Origin of the sequence: Micromonospora sp. NPDC000121 (assembly GCF_042899165.1) — a bacterium.
GTDB lineage: Bacteria > Actinomycetota > Actinomycetes > Mycobacteriales > Micromonosporaceae > Micromonospora.
In genome coordinates, this window is record NZ_JBIAZP010000015.1 from 101,001 (window position 1) to 120,061 (window position 19,061).

The 19,061-nt window shown below is 70.1% G+C and carries 16 protein-coding genes and 1 pseudogene; 8 read left to right on the forward strand and 9 right to left on the reverse strand.

Translation table 11 applies throughout. The features are described from left to right. Nucleotides 1–178 precede the first annotated feature (178 nt). The gene (locus tag ACFY23_RS29665; RefSeq protein WP_350677592.1) at nucleotides 179–853 is read left to right on the forward strand and encodes an ABC transporter ATP-binding protein; all 675 of its coding nucleotides are present in this window, start codon (nucleotides 179–181) and stop codon (nucleotides 851–853) included. Further along, nucleotides 850–3,147, forward strand: a complete 2,298-nt coding sequence (locus ACFY23_RS29670; RefSeq protein ID WP_350677595.1) for an ABC transporter permease — start codon at nucleotides 850–852, stop codon at nucleotides 3,145–3,147. Before ACFY23_RS29665 ends, ACFY23_RS29670 begins: the two co-directional genes overlap by 4 nt. A gap of 247 nt (nucleotides 3,148–3,394) precedes the next feature. On the opposite strand, the gene ACFY23_RS29675 is transcribed toward ACFY23_RS29670, so the two are convergent. The 9 genes and pseudogenes from ACFY23_RS29675 to ACFY23_RS29715 all read right to left on the reverse strand — a co-directional run bounded on the left by ACFY23_RS29675 (nucleotide 3,395) and on the right by ACFY23_RS29715 (nucleotide 13,146). Further along, nucleotides 3,395–4,126, reverse strand: coding sequence for a GntR family transcriptional regulator (locus ACFY23_RS29675; RefSeq protein ID WP_350677598.1), 732 nt, complete (start codon nucleotides 4,124–4,126; stop codon nucleotides 3,395–3,397). Between the two features lie 155 nt (nucleotides 4,127–4,281). Beyond that, nucleotides 4,282–5,604: an aminopeptidase P family protein gene (locus tag ACFY23_RS29680; RefSeq protein ID WP_350677600.1), complete on the reverse strand. Its 1,323-nt coding sequence runs from the start codon at nucleotides 5,602–5,604 to the stop codon at nucleotides 4,282–4,284. Continuing rightward, complete coding sequence (locus tag ACFY23_RS29685; protein WP_350677603.1) at nucleotides 5,597–6,913, reverse strand: alpha/beta fold hydrolase; 1,317 nt, start codon at nucleotides 6,911–6,913, stop codon at nucleotides 5,597–5,599. Before ACFY23_RS29685 ends, ACFY23_RS29680 begins: the two co-directional genes overlap by 8 nt. Before the next feature lie 808 nt (nucleotides 6,914–7,721). Further along, nucleotides 7,722–8,225 carry a hypothetical protein gene (locus tag ACFY23_RS29690; protein ID WP_350677605.1) on the reverse strand — a complete coding sequence of 168 codons (504 nt, stop codon included), beginning with the start codon at nucleotides 8,223–8,225 and terminating at the stop codon, nucleotides 7,722–7,724. A gap of 820 nt (nucleotides 8,226–9,045) precedes the next feature. Continuing rightward, complete coding sequence (locus ACFY23_RS29695; RefSeq protein ID WP_350677607.1) at nucleotides 9,046–10,056, reverse strand: mechanosensitive ion channel domain-containing protein; 1,011 nt, start codon at nucleotides 10,054–10,056, stop codon at nucleotides 9,046–9,048. Between the two features lie 316 nt (nucleotides 10,057–10,372). Further along, nucleotides 10,373–11,386, reverse strand: a complete 1,014-nt coding sequence (locus ACFY23_RS29700) for a cytochrome d ubiquinol oxidase subunit II (RefSeq protein ID WP_350677610.1) — start codon at nucleotides 11,384–11,386, stop codon at nucleotides 10,373–10,375. Next, nucleotides 11,383–11,766 (reverse strand): cytochrome ubiquinol oxidase subunit I, encoded by a 384-nt coding sequence (locus ACFY23_RS29705; RefSeq protein ID WP_350677612.1) that lies wholly within the window; start codon nucleotides 11,764–11,766, stop codon nucleotides 11,383–11,385. Before ACFY23_RS29705 ends, ACFY23_RS29700 begins: the two co-directional genes overlap by 4 nt. Before the next feature lie 215 nt (nucleotides 11,767–11,981). Next, nucleotides 11,982–12,389, reverse strand: coding sequence for a DUF2267 domain-containing protein (locus tag ACFY23_RS29710; protein WP_350677615.1), 408 nt, complete (start codon nucleotides 12,387–12,389; stop codon nucleotides 11,982–11,984). A 73-nt stretch (nucleotides 12,390–12,462) separates the two neighbouring features. After that, a pseudogene (locus ACFY23_RS29715) lies at nucleotides 12,463–13,146 on the reverse strand (TMEM175 family protein). Nucleotides 13,147–13,391: 245 nt separating this feature from the next. Between ACFY23_RS29715 and ACFY23_RS29720 the strand changes: the two are divergent. The 6 genes from ACFY23_RS29720 to ACFY23_RS29745 all read left to right on the forward strand — a co-directional run bounded on the left by ACFY23_RS29720 (nucleotide 13,392) and on the right by ACFY23_RS29745 (nucleotide 18,535). Continuing rightward, nucleotides 13,392–13,562 carry a hypothetical protein gene (locus ACFY23_RS29720; RefSeq protein WP_350819458.1) on the forward strand — a complete coding sequence of 57 codons (171 nt, stop codon included), beginning with the start codon at nucleotides 13,392–13,394 and terminating at the stop codon, nucleotides 13,560–13,562. 155 nt (nucleotides 13,563–13,717) lie between these two features. Continuing rightward, complete coding sequence (locus tag ACFY23_RS29725) at nucleotides 13,718–14,557, forward strand: hypothetical protein (RefSeq protein ID WP_350819460.1); 840 nt, start codon at nucleotides 13,718–13,720, stop codon at nucleotides 14,555–14,557. A 66-nt stretch (nucleotides 14,558–14,623) separates the two neighbouring features. Then, entirely contained in the window at nucleotides 14,624–14,836 is a 213-nt protein-coding gene (locus tag ACFY23_RS29730) for a hypothetical protein (RefSeq protein ID WP_350677622.1), read from the forward strand. Nucleotides 14,837–15,203: 367 nt separating this feature from the next. Further along, nucleotides 15,204–15,557 carry a hypothetical protein gene (locus tag ACFY23_RS29735; protein WP_350677625.1) on the forward strand — a complete coding sequence of 118 codons (354 nt, stop codon included), beginning with the start codon at nucleotides 15,204–15,206 and terminating at the stop codon, nucleotides 15,555–15,557. Continuing rightward, complete coding sequence (locus ACFY23_RS29740) at nucleotides 15,554–16,729, forward strand: zinc-dependent alcohol dehydrogenase (RefSeq protein ID WP_350677627.1); 1,176 nt, start codon at nucleotides 15,554–15,556, stop codon at nucleotides 16,727–16,729. The genes ACFY23_RS29735 and ACFY23_RS29740 overlap by 4 nt, the downstream gene beginning before the upstream one ends. Before the next feature lie 705 nt (nucleotides 16,730–17,434). Beyond that, nucleotides 17,435–18,535 (forward strand): L-dopachrome tautomerase-related protein, encoded by a 1,101-nt coding sequence (locus ACFY23_RS29745; RefSeq protein WP_350677630.1) that lies wholly within the window; start codon nucleotides 17,435–17,437, stop codon nucleotides 18,533–18,535. Nucleotides 18,536–19,061 lie beyond the last annotated feature (526 nt).

Below are 19,061 nucleotides of genomic sequence, written 5' to 3' on the forward strand. Positions count from 1 at the left end.
GCGCGCCGGAGCCGGCATCAGCCACGGTGTGCAGGGCGACTACATCGCAGGGATGACCCCGAGCAAAGATCCCACTCCGACGGTACGACCGCTGCCTCGCCGGGCCGATGCACGAACCTCGGATCCGCCCCTAACGTCACGGCCGTCCAGACGACCGGCCAGACCCGAGGGGCGACACATGACCGACCCGGTGATCGAACTACGCGGGGTGACCCGCCGCTATGACGAGGGCCCGCCGGCGCTGCACGACGTGTCGCTGACCGTCCAGCCCGGCGAGTCCGTCGCCGTGCTCGGCCCGTCCGGCAGCGGAAAGTCCACGCTGCTCAACCTGCTCGCCGGCCTGGACAGGCCGAATGCGGGCACGGTGGCCGTCACCGGTACCCGGCTGGAGAAGCTCGGCGAGGCCGCGTCGGCCCGCTTCCGGCGCGCACACGTGGGCCTGGTGTTCCAGTTCTTCAACCTGCTCGACGACCTGACCGTGCTGGACAACGTGCTGCTGCCCGCCCAACTGGCCGGCGCCCCGGCCCGCGCGGCGCGCGAACACGCGGCCCGGCTGCTGGATTCGCTCGGCATCGCCCGGCACGCGCACGCGTACCCGGGACGGCTCTCCGGCGGCGAACGCCAGCGCGTCGCCGTCGCCCGCGCCCTGATCAACCGCCCTGCGCTCCTGCTGGCCGACGAGCCGACCGGCGCGCTGGACACCGCCTCGGGCGAGGACGTCCGGCACCTGCTCGACGAGCTGCACCACAGCGGCCAGACCATCGTGCTCGTCACCCACGACCTGCGGCTGGCCGAGGCGTGCGCCACCCGCACGATCCACCTGCGCGACGGCCGGGTCGAGGTGGAACGGTGAGCGGCCTCGGCCGGGTCATCCGGTCCGGCGTACGCCGTCGCCGGGTGCACACCACGGTGATCGGCCTGGTCGCGGCGGCCGCCGTGACCGCCTCCGTGCTCGGCGCCGGGCTGCTGGTCGCGTCACGGGCACCGTTCGACGACGCGTTCGCCGCCCAGCATGGCGCCCACCTGACCGTGCAGACGGACCCGGCCCTAGCCACGCCGGCGCAGCTCACGGCCACGGCGTCGGCGCCCGGCATCGTCGCGACCGCCGGTCCGCACCCGCTACTGGTGGTCACCTTCGAGGAGCGGGAAGGAATGCCGATGCCGCCGCTGACCATCGTCGCCCGCGCCGACCCCGGCGGCGACGTCGACCGGGTCGAGCTGGCCGACGGACGGTGGCCGACCGGCCCGGACGAACTCGTCATGGGCAGCGGTGCCGTCGGCATCCCGATCGGCACCCACCTGACCACACCCGGCGGCACCCGATTCACCGTGGTCGGCACGGCCCGCTCGGTCAGCGCCACCGCGGGCGCCTGGGTGCTGCCATCCGCCGTCGCCGCGCTCGACGCTCCCGGCACCCCGCGCGGATATCAGATGCTCTACCGGTTCGCGGCCGCGAGCACCCCGGCGGAGGTCGGGGCCGCCCGAGACGCCGTGACCGCCACGTTGCCCTCCGGCGCGGTCACTGTCGCCCGATCCTGGCTCGACGTGCGGCAACACGCCGTCGAGGACGCGGCCGTCTTCGTACCGTTTCTGGTCGCGTTCGCGCTGCTCGGCATCGTGATGGCCGTGTTGGTGGTCGGCACGGTGGTCGCCGGGACGGTCGGCGCCGCCACCCGCCGGATCGGCATCCTCAAGGCACTCGGCTGCACGCCGGTCGGCATCGTCCACGCCTACGTCACGCAGGCGTTGCTCCCGGCCACCGCCGGCGCCGCCGCCGGCGCCGTCATCGGGAACGTGATCGCACTGCCCGTGCTCGCCGAAACCGAGCAGCTCTACGGCTCCGCAAACGCCACGATCGAGTGGTGGGTGACGGTCCTCGCCGCCGGCGGCGTCCTGGCGGTGGTGGCGATGACCGCGTGGGCGGCCGCGCTGCGGGCCGGCCGCCTGCCCACCGTGGACGCGATCGCGGTCGGACGCGCGTCCTCGCCCGCACGCGGTCGGTGGGCGGCCCGGCTGGCGGCTCGGTTGCCGGTGAGCCGGCCGGTCGGGCTCGGCCTGGCCCGCCCGTTCACCCGACCGCTGCGCACGACCGCGATCCTGCTCGCGGTCGCGACCGGTGCGGCCGCGGTCACGTTCGCGACCGGACTCGGTACGTCGCTGCTGCGCATCCAAACCGCCCTCCAACAGAACACCGCGGACGTCACGGTGGGCGGCGACCCGGTCGCCGGGCCTCCTGCTGCTCCCACCGCCGATCCGGCAGCAGTGCTGGCGACGATCGACGCGCAGCCGGGCACCCGAGCCAGTTACGGCGTCGCACAGGCGCCGGGCACGGTCGTGGGTGTCGCCGACCCGATCTCGGTGACCGCGTTCACCGGCGACGCGACATGGGACGGCTTCGAGATGGTGTCCGGGCGCTGGTTCGCCGCACCGGGCGAGGCCGTCGTGGGCACACCCCTGTTGACGACGACCGGAACCCGGGTGGGCGACACCCTCACGATCCAGATCGAGGGTACGGCCGTGCGTCTGCGCATCGTCGGCGAAGTCTTCGAGAGCGGTACCGGCCTGTTCACCGGCGCTGCCACCATCCCTGCCCTGCAACCCATCGAGTACCGCGTCGCGCTCACCGACGGCACCGACGCCGGCGGCTACGCGCAGACGCTGACCGGCGCGCTCGCCGCCCAGGGCCTGACCGCGCGGCCGAACGGCATCGAGACCGACCCGCTCCTGGTGGTCGTGCATGGGCTGACCGCCACGCTGACATTGCTACTTCTCGCGGTGGCCGCGCTCGGTGTGTTCAACATGCTCGTCCTCGACCTGCGCGACCGGGTACACGAACTCGGTGTGCACAAGGCGCTCGGCATGACCCCGAGGCAGACCATCGCCATGGTGGTCGCGTCCATCGCCGGGGTCGGCCTGGTGGGCGATCTGCTCGGCGTACCCACCGGCATCGCGATGCAGCGGCTCGTCGTCCCCGCGATGGCCGCCAGTGGTGGCCTGCACCTGCCGGAGACGCTGCTCGACGTGTACGGGCCGGTCCCGCTGGCGGCGCTGGCGCTGGGCGGGCCGCTGACGGCCCTACTCGGAGCGCTGCTGCCGGCCGGGTGGGCGGCCAGAACCCGGACTGCGACGGCCCTGCGCACCGAATAGCGGAACCCAGGTCGGGCATGCGGGCCTCGCGGCGCCGGACCGGACAACCGTCGCGAGGACGCCCGTCGCCCCGGCCAGGCCGGAACGACGGGCCACGCGGCGTTGGTCGTTCCGCCTCCTACAAGGTCGGACCGCTTCGTCGTCCGAGTCCGCTCGTTGGCTGGTACCGCGTACGAACGTAACCAGGCGACTGTCACGTTGAACCGCGATGAGGTCGGCCGCCTGGCGGCCATCTTGGCGGAGGCGACTACTGGTTCACCCCGCGCCGAGTTCTTCCAACGCCAGACTCCTTGGCGCAGGAGGCGTCCTTGGCGCTGCCTGCCCACAGGCCACGAACGTGGCCGATGTGGCGGTGCAACAGCAGTTCGGCCCCGGACGGGTCGCGGGCTTCGACGAAGTCCAGAAGCTCGTGGTGCTCCGCCGCTGAACGGGCCAGTCTGCCGCTGGCCAACAGCGGGGTCAGGTCGAGCAGCCGGGTCCGCGAGCGCAGGTCGGAGACGACATCCACCAGGAACCGGTTGCGGCTGTATCCGAGCAGGGTCAGGTGGAAGACCTGGTCGGCCTCGACGTAGCCGACCAGGTCATCGCGCTCGGCCGCGTCGACGATGGCCTGCGCAAGCGCCCGCAGCTCGGGGAAGTCCGCTGCCGGGATCACCGCCACGACACTCCGCACGGTCGGCGGCTCGATGAGCAGTCGCACGGCGGCCAGGTTGTCGAGGTCCTCCTCGGACACCTCGGTGATTCGGAAGCCCTTGTTGGGATGAGGAACGGCCAGGCCACTCTTCACCAGGTCGAGCATGGCCTCCCGCACCGGTGTGGGCGATACGCCGAGCTGAGCACCGAGCGCCGGGGCCGAGTACACCACGCCGGGCTCCAGCTTGCCGGAGATGATCGCCGCGCGCAGGGCCTCCCTGATCCGGTCGCGGAGGTTCTCTCTGCGACCGACATCAGGAAGGTCCGGGACCGGTGCCGGGCTCACGGCAGAAATCCCGCGGGGAACGGGTCGGTGGGGCCATAGGCGGCGACACCTGGCGGCAGCGCCGTCGCGACGTGCACCCCGGACCAGGGCCTTGCGGGGGTCATTGCTGCCTCCTCGGCGATAGCACGGGGGGAAGTGCTCAGCGCCATGTCACATCATTGATGCAGCGCCATCCACTTCTCCAGACCGTCGGCCTCCAGAGGCAGCGCGTCGGACAACACCTCCTGACCGTCGGGTGTGACGAGGAGATCATCCTCGATGCGCACACCGATCCCGCGCAGCTCCGGAGGCACGGTCAGGTCGTGCGGATGGAAGTACAGTCCGGGCTCGACCGTCAGCACCATGCCGGGCGCCATGACCGCACCCTGATATGCCTCCTCCGCGGCTCGGCCGCAGTCGTGCACGTCCAGTCCCAGGTGATGGCCAATTCCGCACACCAGATAGCGCCGGTGGTGTTGCCCCGTGTCGGACAGCGCCTCGTCCACGGAGACCGGCAACAGTCCCCAGTCCGCCAAGCCCCGCGCGATCACCTGCATCGCCGCGTGATGGAACTCGGTGAACCGGCGGCCCGGGCCCACCGCCGCCAACCCGGCCCGGTGGGCTCGTTCCACCAGGTCGTGCACCTGCCGCTGCGCCGGGGAGAACTGCCCGGAGGCGGGGAACGTCCGGGTGACGTCGGCGGTGTAGTAGCTGTTCAGCTCGACCCCCATGTCGAGCAGGAGCACCTCGTCCGGCAGCACGGGGCCGTCGCAGCGCACCCAGTGCAACGTGGGCGCGTGCCGGCCGCTGCCGACGATCGTGGCGTATCCGGGGCCGTTGCCGTACGTCCGGGCGTACCGGTCGAAGGTGCCCTGCAGCCACCGCTCCCCCGGCCCGGCAATCGCGGTGGGGATTTCGCGGACGACTGCGGCGAAACCCTCGACAGTGCGGTCCACCGCCTCCCGGAGCTGGCCGATCTCCCACTCGTCCTTGTACATGCGCAATTCGGCGAGGGTCCGCCCGACCTCCTCGTCCCGGGTCACGTCCTCGGTGAGTTCTGCGCGCGGCCGGACCTCGACGTCCAACGCCCGCGCCCAGTCGGCCAGCCCCGGCGCCGCCCCCACCCACAACTCGCCGTAACGGGCGTCGGAGAAGAAGCCAGGGTCACCGGGCTGGGCCGGCGGCGGCAGGTAGAGAGTCGCGTCGCCGCCGCGCAACACCACGACGGCGTTCTCGACCGAACAGCCGGTCGTCCAGAAGAAGTCACTGTCCGGACGGAAGTCGTAGCTCGTGTCGTTGCTGCGTACAGGCGCCTCCCCCGCCGTCAGCACGACGGTGCGGCCCGGGAGGGCCTCGGCCAGGCGGGCCCGGTGGGCGGCAGCCGCCTCGGCGGCGCCGGGCACGACCGACGGGGTACGGTCGGGCACGTCCCAGCCCGTCGTCATGTACTCCGTGAACGCCGCGACGTCGGACAGCTTCGGCGGCCTGCCATCACGCAACGGAAACCCCCTCCTGCGGTGGAGCGGACGGCTTCGGGTCGGCTCCGCCGATGTCTCCGACGCCTCCCCCCACCTCGTTGATCATCTCGGTCAGCCGGGCGAACACCCGGTCGTTCTCGCGTACGCCGTCGTGTTCGTACTCGTTGGTGATCCAGGTCCGGACGTTGCCCACTCGGGACGCCGTGTCCAGTTGCAGACCCGCGTCCACGTACATGTCGTCGTGGTAGACGACGGCCGCCACCGGGATCTCGTTGGCGGCCAGCCGGTCGAGGTCATAGAGCGGCGGCCACTCGTCCCGAACGGCCAGCGCTTCCACGGCGTCGCGAAACGGGCGCAGCTCGGCGATCTCCAGGAACATCCAGGGGTAGATCATCTCGCCGGTGAACAGCAGCGGCCTGGCGTCCTCGGCGAACTGCGGATGCCTTTCCCGCTCGGCCTGGGCCGCCCAGCCGGTGGCAGCGGCGCCGTGTCCGTAGATGCTCTCGTGCAGGGCCGCGAAGAGCGGGTTGTCGCTGTACGCCGTCCTGGCCAACACCTGGTGCAGGAACGTCGTCGACAGCTCGTCACCGGAGAATGCTTCGTCGAGCAGCCAGTGCATGCGCTCGTATCCGGGCGTCATGCCGAGGTCGATGCCGAGCGACTGCAACCGTCGGACCGTGAGCACGTCGCCATCGGGCAGCAGCACGTCGCCTTCGGCCACCCGGTCGGCGATCCGGCCCACTTGCGCGACCTGGTGCGGATAGCGCCGGTAGAACTCCCGGTTCTTCGCCTCCACGCGGGGGTAGGTGCGCCGGTAGACCTCCGCCGCCGACGGGTCGAGACCGGGCAGGCCACCGGTGACGTAGCAGGCGCTCAAGCCCTCCGGGGCCCTCGACAGGTACGTCAGGGTGATGAAGCCGCCGTACGACTGCCCGAGGGTGGACCAGCGCCTGCCCCCGAAGATGGTCTTTCGCAGGTGCTCGTGGTCGGCCACGATCGAGTCGGCTCGGAAGCACGAGAGGAAACCGGCGGCCTCCTCGGCCGTCGCGAACGCGCTCATCCGGCGGCCGTCGACGCGGGCGCTGCGGCCGGTGCCGCGTTGGTCGACCAGGACCACGCGGTGGTCACGCAGTGCCTGGCGGAGCCAGCCTGAGCGGGTGAGCGGACGGGGGCCCTTCCCGCCGGGTCCGCCCTGCAGGTAGACCAGGCACGGCAGGTCCTCCCCGGCCCGGACGGGATCGACGATCTCACGGGCGAAGATCTGGATGCTGCCGCGGGCGGGGTCAGACCAGTCCAGCGGCACCTCGCTGACGTGGTCTCGGACGCGCATGCCAGGGATCGTGTAGGTCGCGGTGACGGTCATCGGCACCCTTCTCCCGCCGCCTTGGTCGGCTGAACCTCTGGCGCCCCTATGGCACCGAACACGGTCACCACCTACTGCGGGCGCGGCTAGATCGGTCAGTAAGGTGTGCCATTGCACTGATCGTAGATGGAGATCCACCAACGGCCAAAGGCGGATCTTCAGTGGTCCACCCCGACCAACAAGGAGCCAACCCTGGCCTGACCAGCGCGGGTGCCGGGGTGACGACTGCGGCCTGTCGGCCGTCACCGGCGGGTTTCAGCGCAGCGCCGGACCCAGCATCGCAATGACCAGCGCCTTCAACGCTTCGGCTGGTCAAAAGAGATCCACCGGACTACGGAAGCAGACCGGCGGGGCGCAGGCAGGGATGCAATCCGTTACCGGATGTTATCGCCGTTACCTGGGAAGGTTTTCATCTCCCCAGGTAAAGCGGTCGGGACGGCCGGATTCGAACCGACGATCCCTTGACCCCCAGGACGCTTCGCCACACATTCACGCACTTCACACACGCTATCCCCAAGATCAGGCCGTGCAGCCGACGGCATGCCGGCCGCCATCGCGCATGCCGTGTGTTCCCCACCTGGTCCCCGGACGCTGACGCTGACGACTGCAGCACGCGGTTAAGGGGAAGGGGGCGGCGGGTTGGCGAGCAGTGCCGTGACCTGGGCCTGCGGGGTCAACTGCCTCACACAGCAATCACGATTCTTGCACGCACTCTGCACAGCGGGCGGGGAAGCTGACGGCTAACGGCTGGCGGTGACGTGCCGACGTCTCGCCGTCACTGCCCTTCAGCAGTGGGGCCGAGGGTAGCCAGCCAACCGCTGAACGACAGATACTGCCGGAGGCTGTCCGGGATCGGCCCCGGTTGGCAGATCCACTCGTCAGCCAGAGTCGCGACCAGCAGTTCGGTCCGCTCGAAGCGGAGCACGGTTCCGCCGACAGCCGGAATCGTGCTGTATCCCTGGACAAGGCCCACATCAACGAGGCATTGCCCAACCACCTCGTTGAGCAAGTCGGTGGGTTGGACCGGTCCGACCACGGTCCGTCCGTACTCCTGCATGTCATACGACGAGTAGGGCTCTTCCTCGGTGAGCTTCAGCAGGTCACCACAGCCGTGGACCATTATGGCTGGCGTTCCCTCGAAGTGCAGCCAGAAGTGCAGCAGACCGGCAGTCCCCGTCACTGGCCTCTCGTCGTACCAATGCCGCGCCTCGGTCACCGCAAGCAGGCGTCGCCCCAGGAGCGGGCGAAGTAGAACGGCAACGGTCTCGGCATCCGGCACGGCCGCACCATAGCAGCGCCAGACCGCCAGTTTAGAAGATCGTTCTCGGCTGTCGTGATCTGACCGGATCGCCCGGGTCAGCGGCGGTGTCGTGATGCCCGATCATGAAAGCTGGGGACCGTCTCGCACACTGGCTACTGGCACGCGGCTGGCACGGCTACGCGGTGGGCGCGGCTGCCCGGCGGCGCCCAACCTACCGCCCCCGGCCTTCGGGCGAGGGGCGACTTGCCGTGCCGGCGGCTCTCCGCGCGCAAGGACCGCTTGTCCGGTGGCAAGCCGCGGAGCGGCGCGGCAGTCGATCGCCCCCACCTCGACGGCGACCGGCCACCCCGCGATCGTCGCGGCCTTGGCTCAGGACAGTCGGCTGTGACAGGTCGTCAACGTGATCGGGCTGGGCCTGGCGCTGATCGCGCTCCATCAGCTTTCAGGATCGGGGTCAAGGGACGGCTGCTCAAGACGTCCGTCAAGCCACCGGTCGAGCCACTCCACGAGAGAGATCCCCCTCTGAGTAGAACGAGTGTTCGGCCAAGCCCGAGTTCGGGTCGAAGCCCACATCATCGCTCCCCGGCCAGGCAGTCGACATACGAGTAGATCCGTGCCCGACCACCCGGCCGGGCTTCCGTCCGCGGCGGCCCACCCTGCCGGCACGCCGGCGGGCGGCCACCGGCCTTCGAGAACGTGATCGACAAGCAGCGCAACGTCGTGGAGCGCTGCTTCATTGGAGCAGCGACACACCGCCACCGCCTGCCTGCTCAACCGCCCTTGATCACGAATGAAAGGATGCATTCATCGGCGCGGGCGGCCCCGTCGGAGCCGCCGGTCAGGGCTGGTACTGGCTACGGGTGCGGGGCAGCCACTGGGGATGGTGGTCCCGCAGGTAGCGGACCAGTCCCTCGCGCAGGTCGCAGCGCAGGTCCCAGGCGCTGGCGCCGTCCGCGGCCGAGGCCTGCACCTGGATGACCACGGTCTGCGGGGTGGCGTCGACCATCTGGAGCACCCACTGGTCTCGGTCCCACAGCGGTGAGGACTCGACCAGTCGGCGTGCCTCCCGGCGCAGGTCGTCCAGGTCGGCGGTGTGGTCGACATGAATCTGGATCTTGCCGACCACCCGCGACTCGTTCCGGGTCCAGTTCTGGAACGGCCGCTCAGTGAAGTACGTGGTCGGCAGGATGAGCACCCGGTCGTCCCAAAGCCGGATCACCACGTTGGTCAGCTTCACCTCCTCGACCCGGCCCCATTCGCCGTCCACCACCAGCACGTCGCCGACGTGCATCCCGTCGGCGAAGGCTATCTGGACGCCGGCGAACGCGTTGCCGAGCGCGGTTCGGGCGGAGAGGCCGATCACCGCGCCGACCACCCCGGCCGAGGTCAGAATGGAGATGCCAAAGAGGCGTACCGGCCGGAAGGTGATCAGGATCAGGCCGATCGCGACGACCGTAACCACGGCGACGGTGAGCCGCCGCACCGGGCGGATCTGGGTTCGGGCCCGCCGGATCCGCCGGCTGGTGACCAGATCGCTCGGCAGCTTGCTGAACGAGACCGTTTCGGCAACGCTCAATGTCCTGATCACCAGCCACGCACTTCCGGCGATCAGGACCAGCAGGATGGCGTGGCGCAGATAACGCTGCCACTCGGCCGGTCCGGGCGGCAGCGCGTAGTACAGCGCCCCGGCCAGCAGGACTGCGGCCGCCGGGCGGCGGCAGGCGTGCCGCAGCGGCTCCAGCAGCCACTTGTAGCGGCCACGGGCAGCCCGGCGGATCAGCACGCCGGAGACCAGGTCCACGACCACGGCCGCCGTCAGCGCGGCCACTACGATCAACGCGGTATGCATCAGAAGCTGTTCACCGTGATCCCGATGCCGCCTTTCCCCAGTTCCCTGCCCAGTCCACGTGTCCAGGGTGTCATCCGGTCCGGTGGTAGGCAGCGAACATCAGCAAACGAACGCTGACCGACTAAGTGGAGCGAGAACAGCCCCGATTCCCCCGGCAGCCAGCCCAGCGCACGAAACTTCGCCCGCCCGCGGGTCGGTGAATTCGAACCGCCTCGTCAACCAGGCAAGCCACACAAGGGATCCCAGGCGGCGACGTCTTGCCGATGAACCGGGTGGCGAGATACTGCTTTGCCCGGATATGACACCTGGGCCTGCGTCAGCCGCGCGGCGACGGCTTCCCGGTTGCCGGCTTGGCGCCCTGGAAGATGCCGAACAGCCAGAGCAGGGAGGGCGTGAGGAGCAACGCTCCGACGACGAGGACGGCGAGCACGGTGGCGAGCACGGTGGGATCACCGGCCGCCTCGGCGACGGTGAGATCGGGTGGCAGCAGGACCGGGTACTGGGCGGCGCCCCAGGCCCAGAGCACGGCCGCGACCGCGAGGGCGGCGGTCACCCGCACCAGCCGGTAGCGGCCGGTGGCGATCAATACCAGGGAGATGATCCCGGCGACGAACGAGAGCAGGACCAGGACGAGCGCCCGGCCGCGCAGGTCGGCGAAGAGGTCCGGTGCGGCGGCGGCGACCACGGCCAGCCCGGCCGCCGCCGCGGTGCCGACCACGGCGCCGGTAATCAGGGCACGGCGCCGGAACTGAGCCACCAGGTCGGCGGCGCCGGCGCGGCGGGCGTCGTGGATCAGGTACACCGCGGCGAGGTACGCGCAGACACCGATCGCGAGCAGGCCCGCGTAGCCGGAGGTGGGGTTGAGCCAGCTCCGCCAGATGTCACCCTCGGCGATGCCGGGCGGCACGCGGCCGGAGGCGAGGGCTCCGACGATGCTGCCGAGGAAGAACGGGGTGGCCACCGAGGAGATCGCGAACGTGGTGCCGTAGCGGCGCTGCTCGGCGAGAGTGTGGCTGGCCTTGCGGAAGGCGAAGGCCGCCCCACCGCCGATGATTCCCAGCGCGGCCAGGGTCAGCGGGATGTAGAGGGTAGAGGCGAACGCGGGCGGAAAGGTGGTCCAGAACAGAGTGATCACCAGGATCAGCCAGACGTGGTTGGCTTCCCACACCGGCCCGATCGAGTGCGCGATCAGCTCCCGACGGGCCGGGCCACGCCGCGCGCCACCGGCGAGGAGGTCCCAGATTCCGGCCCCGAAATCCGCGCCGGCGAGCAGGGTGTAGAGCGTCAAGCCGGCCAGCAGCACCCCGAGCAGGACGTCGGCGACGGTCATCGGCCGCTGTCCACCGGTTCGGGGACGCCCTCCTGCGGGGCGACCGGCTCGTCGCGATGCCTGGCCATCCGCCCCAGCACCACTACGGTGGCGACGGTGAGCATGACGTACACGGCGGCAACCAGCGCCAGACCGGTAGCCAGGCCGGGCGCCGGGTTCACCGCCTCGGCGGTGCGCATCACCCCGTACACGATCCAGGGTTGCCGACCGACCTCGGTGACGACCCAGCCAGCCTCGACCGCGACGGCGGCGGCGATCCCGGCCAGGGCGGCGACCCGCACCTGCACCGGGGAGAGCACCGCGGCGACGGTGAACGGGATGGCGAAGCCGAGCCGGTGGTAGCGGTCCCGGGCATCTGACTGAGGAGGACGTGGCGGCATTCGACACGGCGTTCCCGCCGCCGGCCGGCCCGCAACCGCTGGAGATGTTGTAGCGTCACCGACCGTTTCGGCGGACGGCGCCGGTCGAGGTCGGCGCCATCCGCTCGGCGACGACTTCGTGCCGAGCCCGTTCTGGCTAGCGTCGATTCCAACGGGCGGTAGCGGCGCTTACGGCACCGCTACCGCCCCGCTTTCTGGCCGTCCGCACGCCCTCGCTAGGTGCCGACCCGGCGGGTCTCGAGCCGTCCCGCCCCCGGCCCGGTCAACTGCCAGAACTCCTGCGGCAACTGGTCGACAAGGTCCCCGTACTCCTTCGCGCTGGCCGACTCACGAAGGGTATCCAGCACGGCCCGTGCTCCGTCGGTGGCCACCTGGCGGTCCACCCCGGCCCGTGACTGCACCCGTTCGAAGAATTCGGCCAGCCCGAACCGTTCCGGATCTTCGGTGGGCCTACGCACCAGGCCTCGTAGCTCCTCAGGGAGCTGGGAGGCGATGTCCTTCGCCTGGCCGCCAGTGATCCGTTCTGCCAACGTCTCGAGCGTGGCGCGGGTGATCGGTTCCGCCTGCCCCGGCGGAATCTTCGGTCGCGCTGCCACGGACTGGATGAACTCGGTGTAGTTCACCTCGGATCCCCTTTCGAACCGGATTGCGGCGGGTACCCGCGCCCGCCGGGGTGAAACGGTGGTTCGCCCGCCCTCAGCCGCGCGGTGGCGGAGGGCGGTGGGTGATCCTGCGGGTTACCCGGAACTGGTACAGGCCGACGCTGGTGACAGCGTAGAAGACGGGCAGGAGAAGGAAGATGGCGAGGCCGACCAGCGGCGCCACCAGGTAGCCGACCACCCCCGCCAGGACGTACAGAACGATCCCGGCGAGGGCCCGGAACCGCTCGACGGGGAAGAACCCGTCCTTGACCTGTTCCTTCAGCAGGTCGGGGTTCCGGGCCAGGTAGTGGTAGAACGCCAGCCAAGTCGCGCACAGCAACGCGCCGATCAGCGCGTAGAAGGCGATGGCCACACGCTGGTCCGCGTTGTCGTGCTCCTGCAGCGCGTGCGACACGACGATGGTCGGAAACGGCAGCAGCGCCGTGGTGAACAGCACGAACAGGTTCATCCAGTGCAGGCCGCGATCGACCTGCTGGATGCGGTTGAACGCCGCCTTGTGGTTGAGCCAGACGACGGCCACGTAAACGTAGGACGCGAGATACGCGACCTACGCTGGCCACTGGCTGAGCAGTCCGGACAGGAGGCGGCCGGGCGGGACGTTCGGCACCCGGAGGTCCAGGATCAGCAGCGTGATGATGATGGCGAAGATGGCGTCGCTGAACGCCACGGCACGGCTGGTGTCCGACCGGGTGCCAAGGTCCGTCTCTGGCCCGCTCACCAAGCGTGCCTACCCAGGGGCGTCCGCGGTAAGCAGCCGGGCACCGCCGCCCCAAATCCGGATCAATCGCGCAGATTGTAAGCTAGGGGCCTAACGGGTTGCCACAATCCTGGGTGCCAGGAGTTCCTGGCATCTCCTTGGGCGGGCACACACGGCCATGAAGGACCTTGTGGCGCGGCTCCGCCTTCCCCGACGGCCGTGGTCCGCCGGTCATCCGGGACAGCCTGTCGCTCAATTTCAACAACGTGACGACCACCAAGCAGGCCGTCACCAGCGCGACCGGCATGATCGTCATCGCCAGCAAGACGACACCGATCGCTACTGGCACGCCGACCTGTCGTTGGGCTCGTCGTGAGCGCGGGCACGAGTGGGAGCAGGTGCTTACCTGCTTGCCCCTCGCTTTCAGGCGCAGCTGACCGCCGTCTCCTCGGCGCACCTCTGAGCCGTTTGATGCGTTGGCACACGGGTAGACCGCGACCCGGTCCGAGGGGGGTGGGCCGAGGATCGGAGCCACATACCGATGGTGGGCTCCATCCGGTCCGCATGATAGGCGAGGCCCGAGGAGTGCGGGATGGCCGAACCGGAGAGCACGGGCGCAGGGGAGTCGCCCGCGCAACCGCGCGAGCAGGTCGATCGGCAGCGCAACGCCGAGGAGGGCGCGGAGCTCGCCGGTCGGGGCCAGAACCTCTGTCCCGCCGGCGGGCCAACGGGTGCCGAGCCGGGCAAACGCCCCGCCTTCCCGCAGAATGGTGAGCACGAGCCTCCCCAGCCGGCTGGCGGGCACAGCAGCAAGACGATGTCAGACCCGGACGTCGTCCTCCAGATCCCGCAGGTCAAGGTCGAACAGATCTACGTCGAGGTCGACGACCTGGACGCCTCCGTCTCACTGCGAGCCCGGCTGGGTAGCCTGCTCCAGCTCGACGTGGGCGTTCAGGCGCATCTCGGCACGGTGAAGATCGACATCAAGGGCGTCGAGACCGAGGCGATGCTCGAGGTTCGACTCGAAGAGCTCCGCGGCATTCTCGACAGCGCCCTCCGCACCATCGAGCGCAACCCTCAGATCATCGAGTCGGTGGTGAAGACGGTGGACACCGCCGTGAACCAGGTCGGGCAGACAGCGCAGGAGGCGCTGGGGCCCAATGGGCCGCTGTCGCAGACGCTGCAGCAGGCCACCCAGCAGGTCGGTCAACAGCTCGGGCAGACCACCCAGCAGCTCGGACAGACCACACAGCAACTGGCTCAGAACCACGGGGCGGCGGCCGGCGGCGGTGGGGGTCTGGGTGGCGTGCTGGGCGGATCTCCGGCCCGAGCGGCGCGGCAAAGGATGAAGACGATTGTCAACAGCAGCCAGCCACTGAGGCAGGTCACGGCCCGGCTGGTAGGACCGCAGGGGCAACAGCCGCAGAGCTGATCGACGTCCGCCGTGGTGCCTAGTACTTTAACGTCACTTGGCTTCGGCGTTGGGCATGGCGTGGGCATGAGGACGGCCACCGCGGACGTGGGCCGGCTGTGGGTCCTGCTCACCGCGTTTGAGGGCGCCGCCACCCCGCCGTTCGACGGGCCGGGGGCGCCGGCCGCCGTCGCGGGCGAGGTGGCCGCGGAGGCCACGGAGGTCGTCCGGACCGGCGACATCTCGGGTACGGGCCGCCGGGCCGCCCTGCCGATGGTGCCCGCGCCGAGGGTCGCCTAGGGCCATTCACGACGGCGGCTACGAGGAGCCCCGCGGCGTGGATCGCGTTGTTCGTGGCTCGGCTGCTCGTCGAGCGGTGACGTCCTTCGCCCGCGCGGTGTCGCGCCCGTACCACTGCCCCTTGCCGGGTGCGGGAATCGCCAGCGTGACAGTGCACCGATATGACAGGTTTGTCCGTGACGGAGCCGCCGGTCGGGCAGCTGCGGCGACGGGTGGGGTCGACTCGGGGGCGTAGATGAGGGCATTGGTCAAGGCGGGGGTCATCGTGGTCGGGGGGTTGGCCCTCCGCAGGTTCCTGCTTCCGTCGGGCCGTCATGGGCCCTGGCAGCGGGCCCCGTTGATGCGGCGCGAGCCGCGGTGGCACGTGGTGACCGTGAACCCGGCCCGCGACGAGCTGGCCCCGGACTCGCCACTTCCGGAGCCGCTGGCCGGTCTCGGTGACGCCGTGGACGTGCAGATCCGCCGCGCCCCGGCCGACCGCGGCATCGAGCTGGCGGTACGGCTGCGTGACGGCGCCCAGTCGCCGGTGACCGCGGGAGCCAAGCGACTCGCGGGTCGCGATCCCAACCAGGCGATCCGGGCCGCACTGCGCGAGGCGAAGCAGTTGCTGGAGACCGGCGAGGTGCTGCACCCCGACTCTCCACCCACCACCCAGACGACGGCGGTCAACAAACCGCTGCAGATGGCGACGCGGCAGGGTCGCCGGGAGGGGCGACTGTGAAGGCACTGTTGTGGCAAGGCGTCAACGAACTGTCGGTGGACGAGGTTCCGGACCCGACGATGCGCAACGAGCAGGACGCCATCATCCGGGTGCGCAAGACGGCGACGTGCGGCTCCGACCTGCACCTGCTGGGTGGGTACATCCCGTTCATGGAGCGGGGCGACGTCCTCGGGCACGAGTTCCTGGGCGAGGTGGTCGAGGTCGGCCCGCAGGTGCGTAAGCACAAGGTGGGCGACCGGGTGGTGGTCTGCTCGTTCGTCTCCTGCGGCCGCTGCTGGTACTGCCAGCAGCAGCAGTACTCCTTGTGCGACAACGGCAACACCAACCCCGCGATCACCGAGAACGTCTGGGGCTTCGCACCCGGCGGCTGCTACGGCTACTCGCACGCGCTCGGCGGCTTCGCGGGCAGCCACGCCGAATACATCCGCGTTCCGTACGCCGACCAGGGGGCCTTCACGGTCCCAGACGGGGTGAGCGACGAGCGTGCTCTCTTCGCCTCCGATGCCGCCCCGACCGGCTGGATGGGCGCGGACCTCGGTGGGGTCAAGGCCGGTGACGTGGTCGCGGTGTGGGGCGCGGGCGGGGTGGGCCAGATGGCCGCACGCGCGGCGGTCCTGCTCGGCGCGGAGCGGGTGATCATCATCGACCGTTTCGCCAATCGACTGCAGATGGCGGAGAAGTACCTGGGGGTGGAGACGCTCAACTATCACACCCAGGACGTCGGCGGTGAACTGCTGGAACGCAGCGGCGGGCGCGGCCCTGACGTGTGCATCGAGGCGGTGGGGATGGAGTCCCACAGCACCGGACCGCAATACCTGTACGACCAGGTCAAACAGCAGCTGCGCCTGGAATCGGACCGTCCGATCGCCGCCCGGGAGGCCATCTACCACTGCCGCAAGGGCGGAAGCGTGTTCCTGCTCGGCGTCTACGCCAACCTTGTCGACAAGTTCCCGCTCGGGGCGCTGATGAACAAGGGCCTCACCCTGCGCGGCGCCCAACAGCACGGACACCGCTACATCCCGATGTTGCTCGAACGGATGGCACGCGGCGAACTGGTCACCGAACACCTCGCGACACACACCATGCCACTCGACGAGGCGCCACAGGGATACAACATGTTCAAGAACAAGCTCGACGGCTGCGTACGCGCCGTCTTCGAGCCCGCCCGATGATCGGTGCGCAGGGTCGTGTCGCCGGTCGGCTCGACACGAATGGGGCGATGAGGACCCGGTAGGGGCGGTAGTTCGTCGGCAGCGCCACGACCCTGACGGCGAACCACCGCGTACCTGGCACATCTATTGGCCGAGCACGTTCAGCCGGTCGACTACTCATCCAGCCGGTGGTGTTCAGGGTCCTGGACGTCTCGCTGCCCCGCACCCAGCTCGCCACGACGGCGGTCGCCCCGCCTCGGTCTGCGCACCGAAACCGCCGTGGGCGGCCAGTAGGGCCCCGTCGGGCGGCCGCTCTCCGGGTCGCGGGCGGGTCAGCGTGTGGTCTTGCGGGCAGTCCGCCGGTTGCCCAAGGACTCCTTGGTGGTGGCTTTCTTCACCGCGCCCGGGTGGCCTTCCTCGTACGGGCCCGTGGGGGCGCGGCCTTCTTGGCCGGTGCCTCCTTCGCCGCGCTCTCGGTGCCGCCGATGGGACAGGCCCTGTCCGGCCGGGTCAGGCCGCCCGGCGTGCGACGCCGCCTCAGCGCCTTCCGTCGAAGCGGCAGATGTTGGTCGTCGGCAGCGGCGGGCACCCGCTGGCGTTGCCACGGTCCGGTGACCGATCACGGTGACTTCGTGAGGCACACGCCGGGCCGGCAGCGCTTACCCAGGCGTTTGCCGCTCAGGGCTTCGGGAAGAAGCCGTCGCACCGACAGTCAGGGAGTAGCGGATGAACGGGCCCCTAGCCGACGAACCCGTCGGCGACCTCGAACTCGTGCACACCTTCACCGGGCCCATGCCCACCGGGGTGAGCGTCTCGCACACCGGCCGGGTCTTCGTGAACTTCCCCAAGTGGGGCGACGAGGTGCGCGCCACGGTGGTCGAGCTACGCGACGGCCGCGAGGTGCCCTTCCCGGACCAGGCCTGGAACCAGCCCGCCCGGGACGACGACGCCGGCGCTTTCGTCTCGGTGCAGAGCATCGTGGTGGACCCGGCCGACCGGCTCTGGGTGCTCGACACCGGCAGCCCGATGTTCCGGCGCACGAAGCCGGGCGGCCCGAAACTTCTTCGCGTCGACCTGGACAGCAACTCCGTCGCCCAGGTCATCACCTTCCCGACCGACGTCGCGCTGCCCTCGACGTACCTCAACGACGTGCGGTTCGACCTGCGCCGGGGTGACGCCGGGATCGCCTACATCACCGACTCCTCGGACTCCGGGCCGAACGGGATCATCGTGGTCGACCTGGCCAGCGGCGCGTCCTGGCGGCGGCTGCACGACCACCCCTCCACCAAGGCCGAGCCGCTGTCCGTCTACCGGCCGATCGTCGAGGGACGGCCGTTCCTGGAACGCCCGGCCGACGGAGCGCCGAAGCCGTTGTCGATGGGGTCGGACGGGATCGCCATCTCCGCCGACGGCTCCCGGCTGCACTACTGCCCCCTCGCCTCCCGCCGCTGGTACAGCGTCGCCACCGACGCGCTCGCCGACCGCGACCTCACCGAGGACCTGGTTGCCGCCACGGTGGCGGACGAGGGTGACAAGGGCGGCGGCTCCGACGGCCTGGAGACCGACGACGCCGGCCGGTTCTACCTGACCTCGTACGAGAACAACGCCGTGCTGCGCCGCCGGCCGGACGGCGAGTACGAGACCGTCGTGCACGATCCCCGTCTGCTCTGGCCGGACACCATGTCCGTCGCCACGGACGGGCACCTCTACGTCACCGCCAACCAGCTGCACCGGCAGCCGAAGTACCAGCGGGGACAGGACCTGCGGCGCAAGCCGTACGCCCTGTTCCGCACCCGCATCGACGCCGGACCGGTCCTGCTGCGCTGACCGCCGGGAGTGACCGGGATCGAGGCGGTGACGGTGTCCTTCACGGCGGGGTCGCGGGACGTCCGAGCTTCCCGGACTCGTCGGTCCGGACGGGTGACACCGGCACGGGCGCCGCCGACCGCAGCGGCGCCTGAATCACCAGGGCTCGACTGCGCACCCGTTACCTCAGGAAGACCAGGACCAGGGTCAGCCGACGATCCTGTCGCGCACCGAGGGCTCGTCGAACCGCCCGACGTAGCGACAGCTGGCAACATCTGCAGCGCTTGACGCGGAATCAAGACACCACAATGCCGCTTCATCCGGGATGTAGATGAAGCGGCAGGTCAGAGCGTTCCACAGCCAGCAGCCCGGCGGCCGACGGTCCACGCCGTTACCGCAACAAAGATCATCCGTTACCGAATGTTACCGCCGTTACCCGAGAAGATCTTCATCTCCCCAGGTCAACCGGTCGGGACGGCCGGGTTCGAACCGACGACCCCTTGACCCCCAGAGATCGGCAATGCGGTCCGGTGCGGCTCCCACCGCT

Bases quoted from the DNA above. Each gene is read 5' to 3' on its own strand.
- ACFY23_RS29665 (WP_350677592.1), top strand. From the start codon at position 179: ATGACCGACCCGGTGATCGAACTACGCGGGGTGACCCGCCGCTATGAC.
- ACFY23_RS29685 (WP_350677603.1), bottom strand. From the start codon at position 6,913: ATGCGCGTCCGAGACCACGTCAGCGAGGTGCCGCTGGACTGGTCTGAC.
- ACFY23_RS29695 (WP_350677607.1), bottom strand. From the start codon at position 10,056: ATGCATACCGCGTTGATCGTAGTGGCCGCGCTGACGGCGGCCGTGGTC.
- ACFY23_RS29700 (WP_350677610.1), bottom strand. From the start codon at position 11,386: ATGACCGTCGCCGACGTCCTGCTCGGGGTGCTGCTGGCCGGCTTGACG.
- ACFY23_RS29705 (WP_350677612.1), bottom strand. From the start codon at position 11,766: ATGCCGCCACGTCCTCCTCAGTCAGATGCCCGGGACCGCTACCACCGG.
- ACFY23_RS29725 (WP_350819460.1), top strand. From the start codon at position 13,718: ATGGCCGAACCGGAGAGCACGGGCGCAGGGGAGTCGCCCGCGCAACCG.
- ACFY23_RS29730 (WP_350677622.1), top strand. From the start codon at position 14,624: ATGAGGACGGCCACCGCGGACGTGGGCCGGCTGTGGGTCCTGCTCACC.
- ACFY23_RS29745 (WP_350677630.1), top strand. From the start codon at position 17,435: ATGAACGGGCCCCTAGCCGACGAACCCGTCGGCGACCTCGAACTCGTG.